A 22,153-nucleotide genomic window follows, 5' to 3' on the forward strand; every position below is an offset into this window, starting at 1 on the left:
AATGTCTGGTGCAACTTTTGGCCTACAGTCACAATCTGAGCCTCCTTCCTGAAGTATTTCCGGATCCTACCCTAGCTTGCCCAGTTCGGAGACTAGTTATAGGCCGAAGACGCTCGCCCAAATAAAAACCCGGCTTCAGCCGGGTGTTTGTAGATAAATTTTAGACTGCGCGGACTTCTTTTACTTCCGGGACCTGTTCTTTTAACGTGCGTTCGATGCCTTGTTTTAAGGTCATAGTGGCAAAGGGACAGCTACCGCAGCTGCCGGTAAGCTTCACGCTCACGATACCGGTGCTTTCATCAATATCCACCAGTTGGACATCGCCGCCATCTGCTTGCAAAGACGGACGTACTTTAGCCAAAGCCTGTTCAACCTTCTCCTTCAAACGAGCCACTCCTTTAATCTTCTATGGTGGTTACATTATACCACGAGCCTAGTTATTGATACAATTTAATTTAAGGGTGCGCTTGCCAGCGCGGTTCAGACTTGCTTTTGAGACGGTAGAGGAATTATAATCAAGGTGGCGGCTACCCGGTAAGGGTAGATAATTGCCACGATGAAGGCAAACATAAGCCGGGGAGGGGGTAGGGGGTATCTTGAGACGTACGCTGGCTGCACCCACGCATCGAAAGGACAAAGAATCTTCTTACGCAGCCGATAAGAGCAACATGCTCCAGCGGTTGCGCAAGATCGAGGGCCAGATACGGGGTATTCAAAGGATGATCAACGACGGCCGCTATTGTGTTGATATTCTTACTCAGCTTGCAGCGGCCCAGGCAGCCCTGAATAAAGTGGGCCTGATGGTGCTGGAGGATCATATTCGGGGTTGTGTGGCTCAGGCCATCCACGAGGACGGCGGAGCCGCGGCTGTGGACGAGCTGGTTTCCGTGGTGGAAAAATTCATCCGCTGAAGGTAAAAGGGGGCAGGTGCGGTGGCGGCGGACGGCTTGAGCGGACGCGATAAGTTTTTCTTTTTGCCGGTGGGTCTCATTCTTGTGGGGGCAGCGGTTTGGAACTGGCTCCACGGTTGGCACGACTTATATACACTGATTTGGTTTTTGGTGGGTGTTAACAACCTACTGTTAGTGGGGCAAAGAGTCTGGCCCCGACAGCGGCGTTATTTTAATGTCCTCATCCCCTTGGCCGGCATGGTATTAATTGTGGCTTCAGCCTATCTGCTGTGGACGTATATGAGGGGCCAGTAAAAACAAAGCAAAGGTTTACCAGCCAAACTTACCCAGCCCTCCCATATTAGGGGCGGGGTTTTTCTTTCTCTTCATATTTAAGAATGGACAGCATATAGATTTAGGGACAAAGCTATCGGGAGGGAAAGGCCGTGGGAATTGGCTATCGCTGGCACAGCCTGCGGCGGCGCCTGCGAACACTGGGAAGCGAGTCCCTACTTCTTCGCCAGTTCTTGGTGGCAGGGGTACTGTACCTGGCTGTTTGGGGGCTGGTGCAGCTAGATATGCCCTTGACCAGCAAGCTGGTACACTATATACATTGGTCGGTGGCAGATTACAAACCCGCCTTGAGCTGGGAACGAGTCCGGTCTTGGGGTGAAGAGAGTCTGCATTTACCGGCCCTGTCTGCTTTACGTTCCGGAGAACAAGGCTCTAGCAGCGTGTTATTATCGGGTTATATCTTCCCGGTAAAAGGCGGGCAGGTAATATCTCGTTACGGTTGGCGGTTGCATCCGATCTCAGGGGAAAAGCGCTTCCACCAAGGAATTGACATTGCGGCTCCGGCTGGAACTCCGATTAAAGCCATTGCCGCCGGCTATGTAAACCGTATCAGAGAGGAAGAGTTGTTAGGCACAGTATTAGAATTAAGTCACGGAAACGGCGTGGTCAGTCTGTACGGCCACTTGGACCAGGTATTGGTGGAGCCGAAGCAACTGATCAAACAAGGCGATGTGATTGCCACCGTGGGTAGCAGCGGTGTCAGCAGCGGCGTTCATCTGCATTTGGAGATTAAACAACGGGGTACCAATGTCGATCCGGCGATTAAACTCGGGGTGGTAGAGGAGACAGTGGTTCCCACGTTAGCGCCATCTTCCTACGAGGCCCCAGGTGAGGTCCCGGAATCCGCCCCTGGTGAGGAGCCGGCGGAAGAGCCGGCTGAAGAGCCGGCTGTAAAGGAAAGCGCCAGTTGAAAGTCGGCCGAATATTAGGTGTACAAGTTAAGGTCAACAGTTTCTTTCTGCTTATTTTGGTAGTTTACGGTGCTACCGGTTACTTAACGGAGGCGCTTTTGGTCTATGGCGCAGCTTTGCTGCATGAGATCGCCCATGCTGTGGTAGCCTGTTCCTACGGTCTCAAAATCGAAGAGATCGAGCTGCTGCCTTTTGGCGGCGTGGCTCGGATCAAAGACCTGGATCTATCCACATGGGATCCTAAGACCGAAGTGGCAGTGGCGTTGGCCGGACCGGTGGAAAACCTGGTACTGGCGGGGGCAGCGTGGATATTGGCCGGCTACGGAGTCTGGAATATCTCCTTGGCCGGTTTGTTCTTACAAGCGAATCTGGCTGTTGCTGCATTTAACCTGCTTCCGGCCTGGCCTTTGGACGGAGGGCGTATTCTTAGAGCGTATTTGGCCCAGCGCCTGTCCTGGCGCCAGGCCACTGAGATCGCAGCCCGGTTGGGTCAGGCCCTGGGGGCTGTTTTGGTTTGCTTAGGGCTGGTACTGATGCGCCACGGTCTCTTATTTTTTAATATAGCTGTTCTGGGAGGGTTTCTGTGGGCTGTGGCCGCAACTGAAGAGCGCTGGGCCGGTTTGGTGTTGTTACGTTACTTGGCGCATAAACGTCGCGGCTTGCAGACCGGGGAAGTGGTGAAAGGGGAAGTGCTGGCTGCCGCCGGCGAAACCACGCTACGGGACCTAACGAAGCGATTTGTGGCCGGCCGTTACCATTTAGTTTACGTATTGGACAAAGACCATAAGATTATGGCTATAATAAGTGAGGATGAGGTTATAATGGGCCTGTTCACTTACGGACCTGACATGACGTTGTCCCGATTGGTACGGCGCAACTGACCGGGAAGATAAGCGGCGATAACAGGAGTTTTCTACTACCACGGAGAAATACCCACATGGTCAGCCGGGGTATTTTTACCTTAGACTGGAGATGGCAACATGAGCAACATCAAGTCGCAGCTAAACAATATTCTGCCGCGGGTGGAGAAACCGGCCCGCTACATAGGCGGGGAATGGAATATAGTTAGGAAGGATCATGGTACCACGGCCGTTAAAATGGCCTTGGCCTTTCCCGACCTGTACGATGTGGGCATGTCGCATCTTGGTTCCCATATTCTTTATCAGGTGGTAAACGCCCGCTCCGATGCCTTGCTGGAACGGGTTTATGCCCCCTGGGGGGATATGGAACAGGAGCTGAGACAGGCAGGACTGCCGTTATTTAGTTTGGAGACGAAAACGCCGCTGGGGGATTTCGATCTGGTAGGCTTCACACTGCAATACGAAATGGCTTACACCAATATCCTTAACATGCTGGATCTGGCTCAGATACCGATCCGGTCAGCAAAGAGGCAAGAAGGAGACCCGTTTGTGTTGGCAGGGGGGCCGTGCGCCTATAATCCCGAGCCCTTAGCTCCGTTCTTGGACTTGGTGGTCTTAGGAGAAGGGGAAGAGGTGCTGGGGGAAATTATCGACGTATTTAAAGATTGGAAACTAAGACAGGGCCGAAGACGGGAGTTCTTGGCGGCGGCAGCCCAGGTGCCCGGTGTATATGTACCGGAGTTTTATGCTGTCTACTATAGCTCCCAGGGACATATAACCAGTGTTTGCCCCACCGAGCCCGGTGCTCCGGAGCGGGTCCAGAAGCGAGTGCTGCGGAAGCTGGACCTAGCCCCGTTTTCCACCCAGCCGGTGGTGCCGTACATGGACGTGGTTCATAACCGGGGCATGCTGGAACTGTTCCGCGGCTGCACGCGAGGCTGCCGTTTTTGTCAAGCCGGAATGATTTACCGCCCGGTGCGGGAGCGCAGCCGAGACACCCTACTTAAACAGGCCCGAGAATTACTGGCGGCCACCGGCTATGATGAGATTTCTCTCAGTTCTCTCTCCAGCTTGGACTACTCCGAGATTGAAGGGCTGATCGACGATTTGGTCTCAGACTGTGGGTCGGCCGGGGTACGGGTGTCACTGCCTTCGCTTCGGGCCGACAGCTTTGCCATTAAGCAGGCCCAAAAGCTTCAGCCCTTGCGGCGCTCCAGCCTAACTTTAGCACCGGAGGCCGGCAGCCAGCGTCTGCGCGACGTGATCAACAAGAATGTAACGGAAGACGATTTACTGGCTGCAGTAACAGCGGCTACAGCCGCCGGCTGGCGTGCCTTCAAGCTCTATTTCATGATCGGTTTGCCCACAGAGACAGACGAAGATGTGGTGGCCATCGCCACTTTGGCTTACAAAGTGGCTAACCTTAAGGTGGACAGCGGACAGATTGCCCGGGTGACTGTGTCTACATCTAACTTTGTGCCCAAGGCTCACACACCGTTTCAATGGGAAGGACAACTGCCGCGGGAAGAACTAAGGCGAAGGCAGTTGCTCTTAAACGGTAAAATCAAAGGCCGAAAAGTAGAACACCGCTGGCACGACCCGGAGCAGAGTTTTTTGGAAGCTGCATTTTCCCGCGGAGACCGGCGGCTGGCAGCTCCTCTAGAACGGGCTTGGCGGTTGGGATGCCGGCTAGATGGCTGGAGTGAGTATTTCCGCTTTGACCTATGGGAACAGGCCTTTGCTGATACCGGCCTAGATCCGGGGTTTTACGCCAACCGTACTATTTCGGCAAGGGAGATATTGCCTTGGGATCATTTGAGCCCTGGTGTTAGCCGTGACTTTTTGCAGGCAGAGCGGATGCGGGCTGTAAAAGGTCTCACTACCCCTGACTGCAGTCGTGAGCGTTGCCAGGTCTGCGGCGTGTGTTCGGCCCTACAACTGCCAGTCAGGCAGCGAGGTGAACAACCATGAAGATCCGGGCCAGAATAGCTAAAGGTGAAGCTGTTCGTTTTATTTCCCATTTGGACTTCGCCGGTGCAGTGGAAAAAGCGGTTCGCCGGGCCGAGCTCCCTCTGGCTTTAAGCCGTGGGTTTACGCCGCGATTGAAGATTAGCTTTGCATCGGCGTTAGCTTTAGGAGCGACTTCCGAAGCTGAATACGCCGATTTTGAACTTGAGACTCGGATATCGGTGTCGGAATTTGTGCGGTGCCTAAATCAGCAGTTACCGGAGGGAATAGAGATTTTGGCTGCTGCTCAAGTGGCTGCTAATGCACCTTCACTCATGGCCAAGGTATGTGCCGCTTCGTATCGCGTCACCGCCAAGCTACCACCGGCTGCTGAAGGACGGTCAGAATGTCTGTGGAACCGGTTTTTGCAGCAGAATGAGATCGTAATTACCAAGATTACCAAACGCAGGACCAGGCAAGTTGACATCCGCCCCTTAGTTCTAAGAACGCGGTTTTACCCCCGACCAGGGGACAGCAGGTGGGACTTATTGGTTGCCACCGGAGCGGCTGGAAATTTAAGGCCGGAGGAGCTGCTACAGGCTTTCTTTGCCTACAGCGGCTTGGAAGGAGAAGTTACTCATATTCACCGAACCGGACTGTTTATTGAACGTTATGGACAGCTGATGTCGCCTTTAGCCCGGCTGCGCCTAGCGGAAGAACTGGGGGAAGAACAGTGAAAACAGAGATTTTAGTTCACGCTACGGCCGAGGAAACCTGGGTGGCGGTATTAGAAGATCGAGTGTTAATGGAACTGTATGTGGATCAAGGCGGGGCCGAGCGCTTTGGCGGCAACATCTATAAGGGCCGGGTGAAGAATGTGTTACCAGGGATGCAAGCGGCGTTTGTGGATATTGGCCTGGAGCGCAATGCATTTTTGTATGTAGCCGATACGGAGAGAAAGGGCAAGTCTAACTTAACGCGAAACAACAAGTCGGCCAACATCAAAGAAGTGCTGCAGCCGGGACAACAAGTAGTGGTGCAGGTGGTAAAAGAGCCAACCGAGACTAAGGGTGCCCGAGTTAGCATGCATCTTTCCCTGCCAGGACGGAACTTAGTTCTTATGCCGGGAGCAGATCATGTGGGAGTGTCGCGGCAAATTCAGGATGAGAAGGAACGGGAACGGCTGCGGCAGGCAGCTGGAAACATTAAGCCAGCCGGCATGGGACTCATTGTCCGTACAGTGGCGGCCGGCATGGAAGAGGATGAATTTGCACAAGACATGGATTTTCTGCTACGGCTGCACAAGACTATTAAACGGCGGAGCCGAGCCCGGACTGCCCCGGCGTTGTTGTACCGAGACCTGGACTTGGTTTACCGTATTGTCCGTGATCTGTTTACACCGAGTGTAGATCGGTTTGTGGTGGACAGTCGGGAGGTGTACGAACGTACGCTGGAGTTGCTGAGTATTATGGGCCCGGAACTGCAAGATCGAGTAGAATACTTCGAGCCGGGGCAGGATCTGCTGCTCACCTACGCGTTAGAGGCCGATGTGGAAAAAACATTCCGACGCAAAGTATGGCTCAAATGCGGGGGCTACATAGTGGTGGATCAGACTGAGGCCCTTACGGCCATCGATGTCAATACTGGGAAATTTGTCGGCAGCACTTCTCTTCAAGCTACGGTGCTGAAAACTAACCTAGAAGCCGTAAAGGAGATTGCCCGCCAGATTCGACTCCGCAACATCGGCGGTATTATTGTGGTGGATTTTATTGACATGGATGACCCCAGCGCTAAGAATCAGGTGGTACAGGCGTTGGAGAAGCAGCTTAGGCGCGATAAGGTTAAGGCGCAAGTGTTGGGGCTGACCAAGTTAGGCTTGGTGGAGATCACCCGCAAGAAAGAACGCCGCAGTTTAGAGAGCGTGTTTTTAAGGCCGTGTCCTTATTGTGACGGTAAAGGGAAGATACTATCGGAACAAGCGGTAGGCCTTAAGGTCCGGCGCGAGATTCACCGGTTGTTGGCTCAGCAGCCGGTAGGTGCGCTCTTGGTGGAAGCCCACCCTTCCGTAGCCGCGGTGCTGATCGGCCCTGGCGGCAAGAGCCTGAAAGCGCTGGAGAAGCAAGTGGGCATTCCGGTTCAAGTGCGGGGAGTGGAGAGCCTGCATAGTCGGGATTTTGCCCTGATACCGCTTACTTCTAAAGAGGAATTGTGGGCAGCGGCGGTACCGGTTAGAGCCGGGCAAGTTATTGCGGCCCCGGTTGAAGAACGCCACCTGACAAGAACCCAGGACGGTGTAGCCCGGGTGGAGGGCTTTGTTATTAATGTGGAAGACGGGGCTGCCTTTGTCGGTCAGACGGTGCGATTGAAGATAACTAAGGTGTTGCGCACTTACGCCAAAGCCCAGGTGGTCGATGACAATTTGTAGGGCTGCGGGGCTGCGGTTTTCGTTGACGCAGTCATCTGGGTATGCTAAAATGGGGCGGTAAGCGATAGCGCTCGGAGCGGGCCGGGCATACTGCCTTCTCCGGCGAAGATATTGATATGGAGGTGGGAAAATGTATGCAGTGATTGCCACTGGCGGTAAGCAGTACCGAGTTGAGCCAGGCGATGTGATTAAGGTGGAAAAATTATCCCAGGAGCCGGAGGACCTAGTGGAATTTGAACAGGTCCTGCTGGTGTCAAGTGAGGATGGGGTCAAGGTGGGCGATCCGGTGGTTTCCGGGGCTAAGGTTACGGCTAAGGTGCTTGAGCAGGGAAAAGGACGTAAAATCCATGGTTTAAAGTATCGAGCCAAAGCGAACTATCGGCGCCGCTACGGACATCGGCAGCAGTACACTAAGGTTGAAATTCAGGAGATTTTGGGTTGAGCCATGATCACCGTCCAACTGTGGCACCGCGGTCAGGGCAAGATCGTCGGCTTTATGGTGGCTGGCCATGCCGGCTACGCCCCTAAAGGTACCGATATTGTTTGTGCAGCCGTATCGGCTGTGACCCAGGCAGCATTACTGGGACTGACAGAGCATCTGGGACTCAATCCTAAGGTGGAGATCAGGACAGGGTATTTGTCCTGTATGTTAACTCCAGGTAGTGAAGAGAATAAAGCGGTGCAGGCGATTTTAGCCACGTTGGCGCTGGCACTGAACGATATTGCCACTCAGTATCCGGGTCGGATACGGTTGAAGGAGGTGGAGTCATGAGATTTATGGATTTGCAGCTCTTCGCCCACAAGAAAGGTATGGGTAGTTCCCGTAACGGGCGTGATAGTCAATCCCAGCGGTTAGGGGTGAAACGATTCGGCGGCCAGTTCGTAACTGCCGGTAGCATTCTGGTTCGGCAGCGAGGAACCAAGATCCACCCCGGGCAAAATGTCGGTCTCGGCAAAGACCACACCTTGTTTGCCAAGATCGATGGCGTGGTTATGTTCGAGCAGAGAACCGGCGGACGCCGGCAAGTAAGCGTTCAGCCGGCGGTGGCCGGAAAATAATAACGAGCACCCCGCTAAGAGGGTGCTTTTTTCATCCAATAAGAGGATTAGTGCTCTTTGTGGAGAATATAGCCACTACTCAGACATGAGGGGGTGGCTGTTGTGAAGCAGATAGGTAATATTGTCGGTCCCAGCAGCGGTCTACTACTGGCAGGCAGCTTGCTGGTATTGATAGCCCCCACCTACAGCTACTTTCATACCAAATCGTTAGCTGGTATGATCTTTTGCAGCAGTCTTCTTGTCATAAGCGGAATTGCAGTTGGTTATTACTATGCCCAGCGGCAGTTATGTTCTAATTTAACCAGGTGTTCAGGCTGTATTGATGTGGTGAGAATTCTGCAAGTGCAGCATCATGATTTTCTTAATCATTTACAGGTGTTAGGCGGGTTGGCTCAGCTAAGAAAACCGGAGCGAGTGATGGAATATATTTACGACACGGCCCGAGAGCTGGACCGTGAACGAACATTGACCAAGCTGCTTCCGGCTGAGGCGGGACTGTTATTGCTTAGCTGGTACCAACATCTGCGCGAACAAGGTGTTTCCTTTGGTATTGAAGTAACTAATGATCTGTCTCAAACGGTTAATGGCCTGGCTCTGGCAACGCTGCTCACTGAGCTGTTCACCTTTCTGCTAAGTCCCGACTTCGGACTGCGGGAGCTTAAACTAAGGAGCAGCAGCCAAGAATTGGAGCTCATTGCCTTCGGTCAGGGCCGTCTGCCTATGACGTCGTTGGTTAGGGCCCGCGAGCTGGCGCGCAAGATCGGTGGTACAATATTGGTAGATCAACAGAACGACACGGTACAGATTAGGATGCAGCTTCAACAGCTGCAGCAGATACTAGGGAAGAAGTAGGTGGCAGAAGTAATGTTTTATGATACAGCCAAGATTTTTGTCAAAGGCGGTGATGGCGGCAACGGTTGCATCAGCTTTCGGCGCGAAAAATATGTACCCCGAGGCGGCCCTAATGGGGGCGATGGAGGCCGCGGCGGGGATGTGGTCTTTCTGGCCGATGAAGGTCTACATACTTTGGTGGATTTTCGTTATCGGGCCCATTTCAAGGCCCCGCGGGGCCAACACGGTCGGGGCAGTAATATGCATGGGGCCGATGCTGCGGACTTGGTTGTACGGGTACCGGCCGGTACGGTGGTAAAGGACGCAGAAACCGGCGCCGTTATAGCCGATCTTACCGGCCACGGCCAAAGGTTGATCGCTGCTCAGGGCGGTCGCGGCGGTCGGGGCAATGCCCGCTTCTTGTCCAATATAAACCGGGTGCCGCGCCTGGCGGAAAAAGGTGAACCAGGGCAAGAAGGATGGGTGCTGCTGGAGCTGAAGCTGCTGGCCGATGTAGGTTTGGTGGGCTATCCCAATGCCGGCAAATCTACTTTGCTGGCTGCCTGCACGGCCGCAAAACCGAAAATAGCTGACTATCCTTTTACTACCCTGGAGCCCAATCTGGGAGTGGTTAAAATCGACCAAGAGAGCTTTGTGCTGGCCGACATTCCGGGCCTAATCGAAGGTGCCCATGCCGGAGCCGGTTTGGGCCAGGAATTTTTGCGTCATCTGGAGCGTACCCGGGTGCTCATTCATGTGGTGGATACTGCCGGTACCGAGGGTAGGGATCCGGTAAAAGACTACACCACTATCAATGCCGAGCTTCTGTCCTATGACCGGCGGCTGGCTGAATTACCCCAAGTGGTTGCGGCTAATAAGATGGACCTGCCGGATGCCGATACCAATTTACCCGGCTTGGCGAAAGTAGCGGCGGGCCACGGGCGTCGCCTATTTCCTATTTCCGCCGTTACCAGGCACGGTTTGAACGAACTGCTATATCATATAGCAGCGGTGCTAAGAAGCCTACCGGCTCCAACTGAGGGGCAGGAACAGCCGCAGGAAGTTATTTATCGGCTGCCGGAACAAGAGGCCGGTTTTAACATTAGGCGAGCCGGTGGCATATTTGTTATTGAGGGGCGGGAACTGGAACGACTGGTGGCCATGACTGATTTCAACCAGGAACAGGCGGTGGCGCGTTTTCAGCGCCTAACAGCCAAAATGGGTCTGGAGCAAGCTTTGGCCGAGGCCGGTGCCAAGGCAGGTGATGTAGTGCGTATTGGCAGTCAGGAATTGACGTATCAGCCAGGATTGATAGAATAATGATGGAGGTCGGGACTGGGCATGAAATGCCTAGATTGCGGCAACTGCCGACAAGGGGAAACAGTGTACTATTGCCCGGCCAGAGATGAGTTTGTTATTCAACAAGAGCCGGGCCGAGTGCGGATCAAAGAGCGTCGGTTAGATTATGCTGAGGACGACAAACCGGGACCGAGCCGGCGCAAGCGAAGCCGGCGTGAGCGCGAGTCCTAACTAATTGGTGCAAACTGTGTTATTATAGGAATAACTACTGGTGTTGGGAGGCAGGGAAGGGTGGAGGGTGAGTTAGGGATCCGGCTGGGTATCATGGGGGGCACTTTTGATCCTATTCACTACGGGCACCTGGTGACAGCAGAGGCGGCCCGAACAGCATTTAATCTAGACCAAGTACTGTTTGTGCCGAACCGGTTACCGCCCCACAAAAAAGATTATCAGGTATCAGAAGCTAAAGACCGTTATTTAATGGCTGTATTGGCCACCATCACTAACAAATACTTTGAAGCTTCCCGCCTGGAGCTGGATCGAGCAGGGATTTCATATACTATTGACTCCTTGCGGGCTCTCCGAGCCGCCCATGGACCGGAAGCGGAGCTGCACTTCATCAGTGGAGCCGACGCCATCTTGGATCTGTTAGGGTGGAAGGATGTGGACGAGCTGTTGGCGCTGTGCTATTTTATCGCGGCTACGCGGCCGGGCTACCAGTTGAGCGAACAATTACAGCGGCTCCAGGAAGATTATCCCAATCGGGTGTTCCGGGTGGAGGTGCCGGCGCTGGCCATTTCATCCACCGACATTCGCCGCCGGGTAGAGCTAGGAAAATCCATTAAGTATTTGTTACCGGAGCCGGTGGAACACTACATTTATAAGAACAAACTTTACCTCTCCCCGGAAGAATCGAAGTAAATTTTTGCATCAGCTGAGCAGGAATGTCTATACTAAACGTAGAAACATAGGAAGAGTTCGAGGTTCCTGGCCTCAGAAAGGTAGGTGATGGTGAATGAAGACCATCTATGTTGGCAATCTGCCGTGGGCTACTACAGAAGACGAGCTGGCCTCGGTGTTTGCTGAGAAGACAGGTGTAGAAGTCCAGGCTAGCCGCATCATTACGGATCGTGAGACCGGACGTTCCCGTGGGTTCGGGTTCGTCGAGGTTGCCGATAATGATTTGGAGAAGTGCTTGGAAGCAATGCAGGGTACAGAGTTGGACGGTCGCGAACTTGTTGTTAATGAGGCTCGCGCCAGGCAGAATCGCTTCTAACTAGGAATCAAAGGGGTCTTCGCGGCTTGTCCACGAAGACCTTTTTGATTTGGCAAAGGACGGTCAGCAGCCATGTATAGCTACGAACAGATGAAGACAAAACTCAAAGGATCTTTATCCCGACAGCGCTACCTGCACTCGCTTGGGGTGGCTGAGACAGCAAAAAAGCTAGCTCAGCTCTACGGAGGCGATGCCAACAAGGCTTACCTGGCCGGTTTGTTACACGATTGTGCCAAGGGACTTAGTAATCACCACCTGTTGCAAACAGCGATAGCCTTTGGTATAGTAAGGAATGATGATACCGAGGAGGTTTGTCCCGATCTCTTGCATGGCTCGGTGGGGTCTGTGCTGGCCCGGAAGGAATATGGTGTTGATGATGAAGAAATTCTCACCGCCATCGCTGTGCATACTCTGGGGGCTGAAGAGATGGGACTTCTGGCTAAAATTATTTATTTGGCTGATTTTATTGAGCCGGGCCGTGATTTCCCCGGTGCTGAGAAGCTGCGGATTTTGGCTCACCAGGATCTGGACTATGCTGTCCTTGGAGCGATGGATAATACAATTTTGTACGTTCTTCAGCAGGGACTGCCGCTTCACCTCCAGACGGTGCGAGCACGAAACATTCTGTTGCTAAAAGCGGCAGCCTATACACGGGAGAGGGGAGAAAATGACCCAGACGAGAAAGAGGGTTGTACGGAGGCTTAACTGGCGTAAGTTTGCCCTGTTTTGTGCCTGTGCCGTGCTGCTGGTAACGTTGGCAGTAGGAGCCGGCCTGTATGCTTTCTTGGCCGGATTGCGAGGCCCTGGTGGACAGGCAGCGGGGCGGGACCATCCGCAACCGGCTAAACATGAGCCCATCAATGTACTGGTGCTCGGTCTGGACGTGGGCGATGTTGACAACCCCCACAGCGGAGCCCCGGAACGAAGCGATACCATGATAGTAGCTACGTTAGATCCGGAGAAGAAGCAAGCCGGCATGTTATCCCTTCCCCGCGATAGCCGAGTTACTATCCCAGGGCGGGGAACGGACAAGATTTGTCATGCTCACGCGTACGGCGGGACTGATTTGGCTGTGCGGACGGTGGAAAGCCTGCTTAATATACCGATTCACTACTATGTCAAGATTAATTATGAAGGATTGCATAACCTTGTAGATGCCTTAGGCGGAGTGCATATCGATGTCAAGGAGGACATGCGTTACACGGACCGGGCTGGAGGACTGTATATTGACATTGAGGCGGGACCGAAGGTTCTAAACGGAGCTAAAGCCGAAGAGTTTTTGCGTTTTCGCGATCGGGCTACTGGCGATCTGGGTCGGATCGAACGCCAACAGCAGTTTGTCCGGGCGTTAGCCGAAGAGGTGTTTTCGGCCAGTACTTTGTTTAAGATTCCGGAGCTCAGTCGAATTATTGTTGATAATGTTGAGACCAACATGACACCGGCGCAAATTGTCTTTTATGCCAATGCAGCCCGGGGCGTGGATCTCGGCACAGCCCCGATCGAGATGTTAGTGGGTACAGATCGTTACATCAATGAGATCAGCTACTGGATTGTTGATGAAGCGGGTGTGGCCGACCAAGTGGCCCGGGTGCTGCTAGGCATTGACCGGGAAGCAAATAAAGCCATTAGCCTGGAAGTCTTAAACGGCAGCGGTAGTCCGGGGGCGGCGGGTGAAGTGGCCCGGCAGCTTAAAAGCATGGGCTATACGATCAATACCGTGGGTAATGCCGACAACTTCGATTATCATTCCAGTGAGATTATTTACCGCTACTCGACACCGCTGGAGGCTGTGGAAACAGTGGCCCGGTCACTGAACATTAGCCGCATTAGTCGCGCCGCGGAGGATGATGATCGCGAGGCCGATATTACAGTTATTGTTGGACGGGATCTGGTGGGCTAGGAGGGAGCATGTGGAGGCTTGGGAAATAGCGCAGACGGCCGCCAGGGCGGTGGAGGAAAAGAAGGGTTACGATATAGTGATACTGGATATTAGTCCAGTGTCTCTCATTGCGGATTATTTCGTTATTGCCAGTGCCAGTAATAAAATTCAGATGGAAGCTATTGCCGATAATGTGGAAGAGCAACTGGCTGTGTGCGGCGAGTCGATTCTGCACCGGGAAGGACGGGGAACAGCCTCGTGGATTTTGTTGGACTACGGGGCGGTGGTAATACACATTTTCCGCGAAGAAGCCCGACACTTTTATGCGCTGGAACGCCTGTGGGGCGACGCGCCGGTACACCGGCTCAAAGACTTGACAACCGGTGTCAACTCAGCTATAATGGCCAATGTAACAAGTGAACACACAAGCTATGACGAGGAGTAGTAAGCAACTAGTTTGACCCAAGAGAGCCGGTGGCAGGTGTAAACCGGTGGCAACAGTTGCCGAACTCGCCTGGGAGCTGAGATGCGAAGTGGGTAAAGAGATGGGGCTGTGGCGCAGTGGGAGCGCGCTTCCTTGGCATGGAAGAGGTCACGGGTTCAACCCCCGTCAGCTCCACCAATATTTCTTTGCCAAACAGGGTGGTACCGCGGGATGGTACATAACCTCTCGTCCCTGGTTTATCCAGGGCGGGAGGTTCTTTGTTTTTTGGGGTCGGTCAGGGTCAGGAAGGAGTGATTGCTTTGGCTTACGAGGAGCCATATGATTTTCAGGCCATAGAACACAAATGGCAAAAGACTTGGGAACGAGAAAACGTGTACCGTGTGCCGAATCGCAACCATAAGCCAAATTACTATGTGTTGGAGATGTTCCCCTATCCTTCGGGAGCGCTTCATATGGGCCATATTCGTAACTACGCTATTGGGGACGTGGTGGCCCGGCTAAAAACCATGGAAGGCTATAATGTGCTACACCCCATGGGATGGGATGCTTTCGGGTTGCCGGCGGAAAACGCCGCCATCCAGCGCGGCATCCATCCGGTGGAATGGACCAGAGAAAATATTGCCAATATGAGAGATCAGCAGAAGCGTCTTGGCCTCAGCTATGATTGGGAGCGCGAGGTTGCTACCTGTAGCCCGGACTACTACAAGTGGACACAATGGATGTTCCTCTTAATGTATAATCTGGGCTTAGCCTACAAAAAGACTGCCCCGGTGAACTGGTGCCCCACTTGTCAAACGGTGTTGGCCAACGAGCAGGTGAGTGAGGGTGGTTGCTGGCGTTGCGGCAATCCAGCGATAAAAAAGGATTTGGAACAATGGTTTTTCCGCACCACCGCCTACGCCGACCGGCTGCTGGAAGATCTGGATTTACTTCAAGGTTGGCCGGAACGGGTGCGGATCATGCAGGAACACTGGATCGGTAAAAGCGTCGGAGCAGATGTTACCTTTACCTTACCGGGCCATGAGGAAGGGATCACTGTCTTTACCACCCGTTCGGATACCCTTTACGGTGTGAGCTTTATGGTGTTGGCACCGGAACATCCTCTAGTGTCGGAATTAGCCGGGAAAAGTGACCACGAACAGGAGATTCTTGCTTTTGTGGAAAAATGCCACCGCGAAAGCGAAATAGAACGCACTTCGGTAGATACGGAAAAAGAAGGAATGTCTCTCGGCGCTTACTGTATCAACCCTTTGAACGGCGAGCAGGTTCCCATTTGGGTAGCCAACTATGTGCTGATGGAATACGGCACCGGAGCCGTGATGGGTGTGCCGGCCCATGATCAGCGGGACTTTGAGTTTGCCCGGAAATATGATCTCCCGGTTCGAGTGGTAATCTCCCCACCGAAGACAGAACTTAAGGCTGATGATATGACCGAAGCTTATGTAGACCCGGGCGTGCTGGTAAATTCGGGGCCCTTTAACGGCCTACCCAATGAAGAAGCTCAGGAAAAAATTAACACTTATCTCAAGGAAGAGGGGTGGGGGGAACCTTCTGTTACCTACCGGCTCAGGGATTGGCTGGTTTCCCGTCAGCGCTACTGGGGTGCACCCATACCCATTATCTATTGCCCTCATTGTGGCTCGGTGCCGGTACCGGAAACCGACCTGCCGGTGTTACTGCCGGAGCACATTACCTTTGATCCCGGCCTTATTTCGCCCCTGGCCCATGTGGCGGAATTTGTGGAGACCACCTGTCCGAAATGTGGCCGGCCGGCCCGGCGCGAAACCGATACCATGGATACTTTTATTTGCTCTTCCTGGTATTATTTCCGCTATTGTGATCCGAACAATGACCGCGAGCCGTTTAGCAAAGATGCAGCCGCTGCTTGGCTGCCGGTGGATCAGTACATCGGCGGGGTTGAGCACGCTGTTATGCACTTGTTATACTCGCGCTTTTTTACCAAGGTATTGCACGATGCCGGCTGGGTGGAGGCAACGGAGCCTTTTACCAACCTCCTGACCCAAGGCATGGTGATCAAAGACGGCCACAAAATGTCTAAGTCCAAGGGCAACGTGGTGGATCCGGAAGAGATAATCGCCAAGTATGGTGCTGACACCGCCCGCTTGTTCATCCTGTTTGCTTCACCGCCGGATAAAGATCTGGAGTGGTCCGACCAAGGGGTGGAAGGCTCATGGCGCTTCCTGAACCGGGTTTGGCGCCTGGTTAAAGGTCAAATAGACGTGTTTAGTGCCGACGGCAGTTTCGACGGCAAGCTGAGCCGAGCCGAACGGGATCTTAGACGCAAGGTGCACAACACGATCAAGAAGGTCAGCGAGGATGTGGAAAATCGCTTCAGCTTGAATACGGCCATAGCCGCTATCATGGAACTAGTCAATGAAACCTACCATTACTTGGATAAGGTAACCCCGGAGCGGCAAAACAAAGGGGTCTTGAAGGAAGCCCTGGAGAACTTATTGCTGCTGCTGGCACCTTTTGCCCCCCATATCACCGATGAGTTGTGGCAGCAAACAGGGCACAACGACAGCATCCACGGCCAGCCATGGCCCAAGTGGGACCAAACAGCGCTGAAAGCAGAAGAGCTTACCATTGTGGTGCAAGTGAACGGCAAAGTTCGCGACCGGTTAGTGGTCCCAGCAAACAGCTCGGGCAAAGAAGTGGAGCAGCTGGCTTTGCAGGCTCCGCGAGTGCAACCTCAGCTAGAAAACAAACAAGTCGTCCGGGTAATTAACGTCCCCGGCCGGCTAGTCAATATTGTGGTTCGCGACTAACTCTAAGTTGGGAACATGGGCTTGCGCCTGGGCGCAGGCCTATTTTGTTTCTGTGTAGACGCCGATGTCGAACGGAGCAGGATTTTCAGGGATGAAGGTGGAATAAAGCGGAAAAGACCTCAGGAGGTGGGTCAGGAGGCGTGTTTAATTTGACTCGGACACAGCAGTACTTGCTGTTGGGACTAGCGGCAGTGGTAGTGGTTGCGGCTTCGTATGTTTACTGGCAGCAAGCGGCCGCCCGTTCCCGCCCGGCGATAATTATCGAACCGGCTACGGCCGGGGAGCTCCAGGGCGACGGGGACGCGGCCGCAGCAGAGCCGGAACCAAAAGTGATCCTGGTCCATGTGGCCGGGGCAGTGGAAAAAAGCGGAGTATACAGTCTATTGGAAGGAAGTCGTGTGGTAGACGCTGTGAACGCTGCCGGTGGGGCTACTGCAGAGGCCGACTTAGACGCTACTAACTTGGCCCAGCCTCTAATTGACGGGCAGAAAGTGTGGGTGCCCAAGGTTGGCGAACAGGTCGGAACTACCCCGGCTGGAGAGGGTGTCGGTGCTTCCGGTAGCGGCGAAAAAGTAAATATCAATGCAGCCGGTCTGACCGAGCTGCAAACCCTGCCTGGGATCGGTCCGTCCTTGGCGAAAAGGATTATTGATTACCGTAACAACAGCGGGTCGTTTCGCCAGATCGAAGACATTACGAATGTGTCCGGTATCGGCGCGAAACGGTTTGAGCAACTCAAAGACTACATATCGGTCCATTAAGGGATCAAGGGGGGAGGCAACAAGTATGGAGTGGCAAAAGATTAGGGAGCAGGCCCGAGAGAAACTACAAGGCATTTGCCGGTTGTGTCCTAACTGTGATGGGCGCGCTTGTGCCGGGGAGATTCCCGGCATGGGCGGTGTGGGTACAGGTAGCTCTTTTATAAACAACTATGAGGCGCTCCGGAAAGTACGGCTGAATTTAAGCGCCCTACATAGCATTACTGATCCGGCTCTGGAAGTGGAAATTTTCGGCCGCACGCTGGCACTGCCGGTTTTGGGTGCCGCCGTGGCCGGAGCTAGGATCAATTTTCAAGGACGTATCAGCGAGGAAGAGTTTTGTCTGTCCCAGGTGCAAGGTGCGCAGGTAGCTGGCACGGTGGCCCTGACCGGCGATGGAGGCCATAAAGAACTTTTTGCTGCCGGGATCAAGGCTGCTAAGACCGTGGGCGGGGCTACGATCCCTATTATCAAACCCCGGCCGGTACCGGATATTGTTGCCCGGGTGCGTGAGGCCGAAGAAGCGGGAGTGATGGCGGTAGGGATCGATGTGGATGCGGCCGGACTGGTCAACATGCGCTTGTTAGGACAACCGGTGCTGCCGCTGGCCCCGGAGAAACTGTCCGAGATTTGTGAAAGCACCCAGTTGCCGGTGGTGGTCAAGGGAATAATGACGGCCGACGATGCTTTACTGGCACTGGAAGCTGGTGCCAGTGCCATTGTGGTTTCCAATCATGGTGGCCGGGCCCTGGACCATACCCCTGGCACGGCTGAAGTGTTGCCGGAGATAGCACGGGCAATTCAGGGCCGTCTGACAGTCTTAGCCGACGGCGGCGTGCGTAGCGGTACGGACATACTTAAAGTTCTAGCTTTGGGCGCCGACGCGGTCTTAGTGGGACGGCCACTGGTGTGGGCAGCTGTTGGCGGCGGAGCAAAGGGTGTTCGGATGTTATATGAGCAGTTGGCGTCTGAGCTGAAGGTGGCCATGATCTTAACCGGTTGCAGCAACCCTCAAGAGGCAGGGATGTGGCTGCTGGCCCCGAACAAATGCTGCTAACTAATAATCTATACTGGATCGGTTATCTGAGACTTAACCAGGTATGTACAAACAGAGGCGCGGGGAAGCTACTGGTGGCTGCTCCGCGCTTTTTGCTTTGACCGAAAACAACAGGCAACACCCCCAGATTGAACCAACCAGCTAGCCAGGTGTGGCAGCGGGTTAAGGAGGATTCAATAAAATCAACCAGAAAAAGACACCCCTATTAGATGCGCTCAAACAATATGCCCAGGATCGTGTTACTTCTTTTCACGTCCCTGGTCATAAACACGGCCGCGGCCTGAAAGAACTTAGACAATTCATCGGGCGGAGCGTGTTCAAGATCGATCTTACACTGATGCCGGAGCTGGATAGCATTTTTTACCCGCAAGGGGTGATCAAAGAGGCGCAGGATCTGGCCGCCGAAGCTTTCTTGGCCGATAACGCCTATTTTATAGTTAACGGCACTACGGCCGGCATCCAAGGCATGATTATGGCTGCTTGCCGCCCCAGTGAGAAAGTTATTTTGCCCCGCAACGTGCATAAATCTGTATTTGGGGCCTTAATTCTAAGTGGGGCCGAGCCTATTTATGTACCGGCCGAGCTCGACCCAGAGCTGGGTATAGCTCTGGGAGTGGAGCTAGAGCAAGTGGAGCATGCCATCAGGGCCTATCCGGAGGCTAGGGCCGTGTTCGTTCTCAATCCTACTTATTACGGCCTGGTTTCTGATCTGCCGGCTATTGTGACCCTGGCCCATGATTATGACATGGCTGTGCTAGTGGATGAAGCCCACGGAGCCCACTTTTGTTTCCAGCCCCTGCTGCCGTGGTCGGCCATGGAGGCGGGGGCGGATCTAGCCGCGCTGAGTATACACAAAGTGCTCGGTTCCCTTACCCAGAGCTCGCTGGTGGTTCAACAGGGGGAGCGGATCGATCCCGGCTATTTAAAAACTGTGTTTAATCTAACCCAGACCACCAGTCCTTCGTACGTATTGTTAGCTTCGCTGGACGTGGCTCGAAAGCAGGCTTATCTAGAGGGCGAGCGTCTGCTCCGGCAGGCCATAAATCTGGGCAATTGGGCTCGCCATGAACTGAACAATGTGCCCGGTACCTACGTATTTGGCAGCGAAATGATCGGTCAACCTGGTTGTTATGGTATCGATCCTACTAAGCTCTGCATCAACGTGCGCCGCCTGGGCCTCACTGGCAGGCGAGCGGAGGAAATTCTGCGGCGGGATTACCGTATCCAAGTGGAATTATCGGACCCTTATAATGTGTTGGCATTAGTGACCATCGGCGACAATAAACAAAACGTCCGCCGGCTGGTGAACGCGGTTCAGCAGATCAGCGGTCGCTATCCGGTACGTCCGGTTCCGGAGCGGGAACTGGATCTACCGGGGATACCGGAGCTGGCCCTGGTACCCAAAGAGGCTTTCTATGCCGATAAGCGCCCGCACGAATTCAAAGCGGCCAGCGGCAAGATCTGCGGCGAACTGATCATGGCGTATCCGCCGGGTATTCCTATTATCTGTCCGGGAGAAATCATCACTGAAGAGATCATCCATTATATTGAGAAACTCAAAGAAACCAAGACCTGGCTCCAGGGCATGAAGGACCCTACCCTGGAGCAGATCTTGGTTATCCGGTAACAACAGGGGGCGTTGCCAGCCCATCCTCACGCTCCGTTGCGCCCTTCCCCATACCCCTTGTCATCCCGAGCGCAGCGAGGGATCTTGCGAAGCGAAGGATTCTATCTTGCCCCGTGCCCGCGCCCTTCGTTTACACCCGCTAATTTGTGTTTAGCCCAGCATGGCTTTAATGTCTTCTTCGGCCGTGGTGATAAGCTGAATATTGTACTTGTCTTGGAGGAACTTGAGTACGTTGGGGGTAATAAACGCAGGCAAGGTGGGACCCAGGCGGATATTCTTAATGCCCAAGTGAAGGAGAGTAAATAATATGGCCACTGCTTTTTGCTCGAACCAGGAGATATTCAGGCTAAGGGGCAGGTCGTTTACACCGCAATCGAATGCTGTGGCCAAGGCCACGGCCACTTGAATGGCCGAGTAAGCATTGTTGCATTGGCCCATATCCAGCAAACGGGGGATACCGTCGATTTCACCTAGATCCAGGTGGTTAAAGCGGAATTTCCCGCAAGCCAAGGTTAGCACAACAGTGTCCTTAGGCAGCTTTTCCACAAACTCGGTGTAGTAATTGCGGCCGGGCCGGGCTCCGTCGCAACCGCCCACTAGGAAAAAGTGACGGATTTTGCCGGCTTTGATCAAGTCAATAAGCTTTTCAGCCAGTTCCAGAACAGGTTGGTGATGGAAGCCGGTCATAGTAGAGCCAACGATGTTTTCCGGCAGAGGCGGCAAAGACAATGCTGTTTCAATTAAAGGCTTAAAGTTGCGGTCTTTTATATGTTGAACGCCCGGCAGCCGAGCGATACCGCAGGTGAACATCCGGTCGCGGTAGCTTTCTTTCGGGATGAGCACACAGTTGGTAGTGCCCAGGATGGCCCCGGAAAAGGAGTCGAATTCTTTTTTCTGGTTTTGCCAAGCACCACCGTAATTACCGGCTAGATGCTTGAATTTCTTTAGTTCCGGATAAGCCAAGGCAGGAAGCATTTCGCCGTGGGTATATACGTTAATGCCGGTGCCTTCCGTTTGCTTCAACAGTTCATACAAGTCAAGAAAATCATGACCAGTCACCACAATACCGTGGCCGGCTTTTGTTCCGACGCTGACCTCAGTCGGCTCCGGCACACCAAAGCGATCTACGTTGGCTTTGTCCAACAGTTCCATAACCTTAAGATTTATTTCCCCAGCTTTAAGCAGCAGTTCAATGTGGTTTTCCAGGTCGAAGTTTACGTTGGTCAAAGTGCTAAAGAGGGCTTCAGCTAGAAAAGCATCTACTTCTTCGTCAACAGCGCCCAGTTCCCGCGCGTGGTAGGCATAAGCCGAAATACCCTTTAGAGCATAGATCAAAGCATCTTGCAAGGACGCTATGTCCTCGTTCTTGCCACATACGCCAACTTTCGTGCAACCGGTGCCGCCGGCTGTCTGTTCACATTGGTAACAAAACATTGGTCAGTTCTCCTTTCCTTAAGTTGCTCTGTTTTCTTATAGGGGACCGGTTTCATCCACTTTAGGTTTTAGTTCACCTCCTTAATGGCTCTGAACCTGTTGCTGCTTAAATTGTTCCCATAACAGGGGGAGGCAGCCGTTTTACTGCCAAGCTTAGTCAGACGGCCATCAGTGATTGGAGCCGGATGCAGCCGCCAAATCGTGTAGAGTAATGCCGGCCATATATGCGGCTAGTTTCTTTTCCATATGGGTCCAGCTGTCCTTGAGTGAGCACTCTGGTGCGCGGGGACAACCGTCCTTGCCCAGGAAACA

Annotated in this window: 24 protein-coding genes and 1 tRNA gene; 23 read left to right on the forward strand and 2 right to left on the reverse strand. The window is 53.5% G+C overall.

Going from position 1 to position 22,153, the window contains the following annotated elements:
• Positions 1-160 precede the first annotated feature (160 nt).
• Positions 161-385: a NifU family protein gene (locus GX016_05325; GenBank protein HHT70983.1), complete on the reverse strand. Its 225-nt coding sequence runs from the start codon at positions 383-385 to the stop codon at positions 161-163.
• Between the two features lie 283 nt (positions 386-668).
• On the opposite strand from GX016_05325, the gene GX016_05330 reads away from it, so the two are divergent.
• The 23 genes from GX016_05330 (at position 669) to GX016_05440 (ending at position 20,407) form a co-directional block, all read left to right on the forward strand.
• The gene (locus GX016_05330; GenBank protein HHT70984.1) at positions 669-911 is read left to right on the forward strand and encodes a metal-sensitive transcriptional regulator; all 243 of its coding nucleotides are present in this window, start codon (positions 669-671) and stop codon (positions 909-911) included.
• Between the two features lie 21 nt (positions 912-932).
• Positions 933-1,205: a hypothetical protein gene (locus GX016_05335; protein HHT70985.1), complete on the forward strand. Its 273-nt coding sequence runs from the start codon at positions 933-935 to the stop codon at positions 1,203-1,205.
• A gap of 131 nt (positions 1,206-1,336) precedes the next feature.
• A complete protein-coding gene (locus tag GX016_05340; protein ID HHT70986.1) occupies positions 1,337-2,155 on the forward strand; it encodes a M23 family metallopeptidase in 819 nt (272 codons plus the stop codon).
• Positions 2,152-3,036, forward strand: a complete 885-nt coding sequence (locus tag GX016_05345) for a peptidase M50 (GenBank protein HHT70987.1) — start codon at positions 2,152-2,154, stop codon at positions 3,034-3,036. Before GX016_05340 ends, GX016_05345 begins: the two co-directional genes overlap by 4 nt.
• A 99-nt stretch (positions 3,037-3,135) precedes the next feature.
• Complete coding sequence (locus tag GX016_05350; protein HHT70988.1) at positions 3,136-4,986, forward strand: TIGR03960 family B12-binding radical SAM protein; 1,851 nt, start codon at positions 3,136-3,138, stop codon at positions 4,984-4,986.
• Complete coding sequence (locus GX016_05355) at positions 4,983-5,699, forward strand: DUF2344 domain-containing protein (GenBank protein HHT70989.1); 717 nt, start codon at positions 4,983-4,985, stop codon at positions 5,697-5,699. Before GX016_05350 ends, GX016_05355 begins: the two co-directional genes overlap by 4 nt.
• On the forward strand, positions 5,696-7,387 hold the full coding sequence (locus GX016_05360) for an Rne/Rng family ribonuclease (GenBank protein HHT70990.1): 1,692 nt from the start codon (positions 5,696-5,698) through the stop codon (positions 7,385-7,387). Before GX016_05355 ends, GX016_05360 begins: the two co-directional genes overlap by 4 nt.
• Positions 7,388-7,517: 130 nt before the next feature.
• Positions 7,518-7,829, forward strand: a complete 312-nt coding sequence (gene rplU, locus GX016_05365) for a 50S ribosomal protein L21 (GenBank protein HHT70991.1) — start codon at positions 7,518-7,520, stop codon at positions 7,827-7,829.
• A 3-nt stretch (positions 7,830-7,832) separates the two neighbouring features.
• Positions 7,833-8,159: a ribosomal-processing cysteine protease Prp gene (locus tag GX016_05370; protein HHT70992.1), complete on the forward strand. Its 327-nt coding sequence runs from the start codon at positions 7,833-7,835 to the stop codon at positions 8,157-8,159.
• On the forward strand, positions 8,156-8,446 hold the full coding sequence (rpmA, locus tag GX016_05375; protein HHT70993.1) for a 50S ribosomal protein L27: 291 nt from the start codon (positions 8,156-8,158) through the stop codon (positions 8,444-8,446). The genes GX016_05370 and rpmA overlap by 4 nt, the downstream gene beginning before the upstream one ends.
• 216 nt (positions 8,447-8,662) lie before the next feature.
• A complete protein-coding gene (locus tag GX016_05380) occupies positions 8,663-9,298 on the forward strand; it encodes a hypothetical protein (GenBank protein ID HHT70994.1) in 636 nt (211 codons plus the stop codon).
• Positions 9,299-9,310: 12 nt separating this feature from the next.
• On the forward strand, positions 9,311-10,597 hold the full coding sequence (gene obgE / locus GX016_05385) for a GTPase ObgE (protein ID HHT70995.1): 1,287 nt from the start codon (positions 9,311-9,313) through the stop codon (positions 10,595-10,597).
• A 21-nt stretch (positions 10,598-10,618) separates the two neighbouring features.
• Positions 10,619-10,807, forward strand: a complete 189-nt coding sequence (locus tag GX016_05390; GenBank protein HHT70996.1) for a hypothetical protein — start codon at positions 10,619-10,621, stop codon at positions 10,805-10,807.
• A gap of 93 nt (positions 10,808-10,900) precedes the next feature.
• Positions 10,901-11,497 (forward strand): nicotinate-nucleotide adenylyltransferase, encoded by a 597-nt coding sequence (locus tag GX016_05395; protein HHT70997.1) that lies wholly within the window; start codon positions 10,901-10,903, stop codon positions 11,495-11,497.
• Positions 11,498-11,591: 94 nt separating this feature from the next.
• Positions 11,592-11,852: an RNA-binding protein gene (locus tag GX016_05400; protein ID HHT70998.1), complete on the forward strand. Its 261-nt coding sequence runs from the start codon at positions 11,592-11,594 to the stop codon at positions 11,850-11,852.
• A gap of 72 nt (positions 11,853-11,924) precedes the next feature.
• Positions 11,925-12,557 carry an HD domain-containing protein gene (locus GX016_05405; protein HHT70999.1) on the forward strand — a complete coding sequence of 211 codons (633 nt, stop codon included), beginning with the start codon at positions 11,925-11,927 and terminating at the stop codon, positions 12,555-12,557.
• Complete coding sequence (locus GX016_05410; GenBank protein HHT71000.1) at positions 12,520-13,752, forward strand: LCP family protein; 1,233 nt, start codon at positions 12,520-12,522, stop codon at positions 13,750-13,752. Before GX016_05405 ends, GX016_05410 begins: the two co-directional genes overlap by 38 nt.
• Entirely contained in the window at positions 13,700-14,176 is a 477-nt protein-coding gene (rsfS, locus tag GX016_05415) for a ribosome silencing factor (protein HHT71001.1), read from the forward strand. Before GX016_05410 ends, rsfS begins: the two co-directional genes overlap by 53 nt.
• Positions 14,177-14,278: 102 nt before the next feature.
• Positions 14,279-14,353 (forward strand) — tRNA-Ala (locus GX016_05420).
• A 122-nt stretch (positions 14,354-14,475) separates the two neighbouring features.
• A complete protein-coding gene (locus GX016_05425) occupies positions 14,476-16,965 on the forward strand; it encodes a leucine--tRNA ligase (protein ID HHT71002.1) in 2,490 nt (829 codons plus the stop codon).
• A 140-nt stretch (positions 16,966-17,105) separates the two neighbouring features.
• Positions 17,106-17,726 carry a competence protein ComEA gene (locus GX016_05430; protein HHT71003.1) on the forward strand — a complete coding sequence of 207 codons (621 nt, stop codon included), beginning with the start codon at positions 17,106-17,108 and terminating at the stop codon, positions 17,724-17,726.
• A gap of 25 nt (positions 17,727-17,751) precedes the next feature.
• Positions 17,752-18,780, forward strand: a complete 1,029-nt coding sequence (locus GX016_05435) for an alpha-hydroxy-acid oxidizing protein (GenBank protein HHT71004.1) — start codon at positions 17,752-17,754, stop codon at positions 18,778-18,780.
• A 181-nt stretch (positions 18,781-18,961) separates the two neighbouring features.
• The gene (locus tag GX016_05440) at positions 18,962-20,407 is read left to right on the forward strand and encodes an aminotransferase class I/II-fold pyridoxal phosphate-dependent enzyme (protein ID HHT71005.1); all 1,446 of its coding nucleotides are present in this window, start codon (positions 18,962-18,964) and stop codon (positions 20,405-20,407) included.
• 150 nt (positions 20,408-20,557) lie between these two features.
• Here GX016_05440 and hcp read toward each other — a convergent pair whose 3' ends face one another.
• On the reverse strand, positions 20,558-21,841 hold the full coding sequence (hcp, locus tag GX016_05445; GenBank protein HHT71006.1) for a hydroxylamine reductase: 1,284 nt from the start codon (positions 21,839-21,841) through the stop codon (positions 20,558-20,560).
• Positions 21,842-22,153: the final 312 nt, after the last annotated feature.

Source organism: Bacillota bacterium (assembly GCA_012837285.1).
Lineage (GTDB): Bacteria > Bacillota > DTU030 > DUMP01 > DUMP01 > DUNI01.

Excerpts from the sequence above, each read along its gene's own strand:
- GX016_05330 (HHT70984.1), top strand. The coding sequence starts at position 669 with ATGCTCCAGCGGTTGCGCAAGATCGAGGGCCAGATACGGGGTATTCAA.
- GX016_05350 (HHT70988.1), top strand. The coding sequence starts at position 3,136 with ATGAGCAACATCAAGTCGCAGCTAAACAATATTCTGCCGCGGGTGGAG.
- GX016_05355 (HHT70989.1), top strand. The coding sequence starts at position 4,983 with ATGAAGATCCGGGCCAGAATAGCTAAAGGTGAAGCTGTTCGTTTTATT.
- rplU (HHT70991.1), top strand. The coding sequence starts at position 7,518 with ATGTATGCAGTGATTGCCACTGGCGGTAAGCAGTACCGAGTTGAGCCA.
- GX016_05370 (HHT70992.1), top strand. The coding sequence starts at position 7,833 with ATGATCACCGTCCAACTGTGGCACCGCGGTCAGGGCAAGATCGTCGGC.
- rpmA (HHT70993.1), top strand. The coding sequence starts at position 8,156 with ATGAGATTTATGGATTTGCAGCTCTTCGCCCACAAGAAAGGTATGGGT.
- GX016_05380 (HHT70994.1), top strand. The coding sequence starts at position 8,663 with ATGATCTTTTGCAGCAGTCTTCTTGTCATAAGCGGAATTGCAGTTGGT.
- obgE (HHT70995.1), top strand. The coding sequence starts at position 9,311 with ATGTTTTATGATACAGCCAAGATTTTTGTCAAAGGCGGTGATGGCGGC.
- GX016_05390 (HHT70996.1), top strand. The coding sequence starts at position 10,619 with ATGAAATGCCTAGATTGCGGCAACTGCCGACAAGGGGAAACAGTGTAC.
- GX016_05395 (HHT70997.1), top strand. The coding sequence starts at position 10,901 with ATGGGGGGCACTTTTGATCCTATTCACTACGGGCACCTGGTGACAGCA.
- GX016_05400 (HHT70998.1), top strand. The coding sequence starts at position 11,592 with ATGAAGACCATCTATGTTGGCAATCTGCCGTGGGCTACTACAGAAGAC.
- GX016_05405 (HHT70999.1), top strand. The coding sequence starts at position 11,925 with ATGTATAGCTACGAACAGATGAAGACAAAACTCAAAGGATCTTTATCC.
- GX016_05410 (HHT71000.1), top strand. The coding sequence starts at position 12,520 with ATGACCCAGACGAGAAAGAGGGTTGTACGGAGGCTTAACTGGCGTAAG.
- rsfS (HHT71001.1), top strand. The coding sequence starts at position 13,700 with ATGATCGCGAGGCCGATATTACAGTTATTGTTGGACGGGATCTGGTGG.
- GX016_05435 (HHT71004.1), top strand. The coding sequence starts at position 17,752 with ATGGAGTGGCAAAAGATTAGGGAGCAGGCCCGAGAGAAACTACAAGGC.
- hcp (HHT71006.1), bottom strand. The coding sequence starts at position 21,841 with ATGTTTTGTTACCAATGTGAACAGACAGCCGGCGGCACCGGTTGCACG.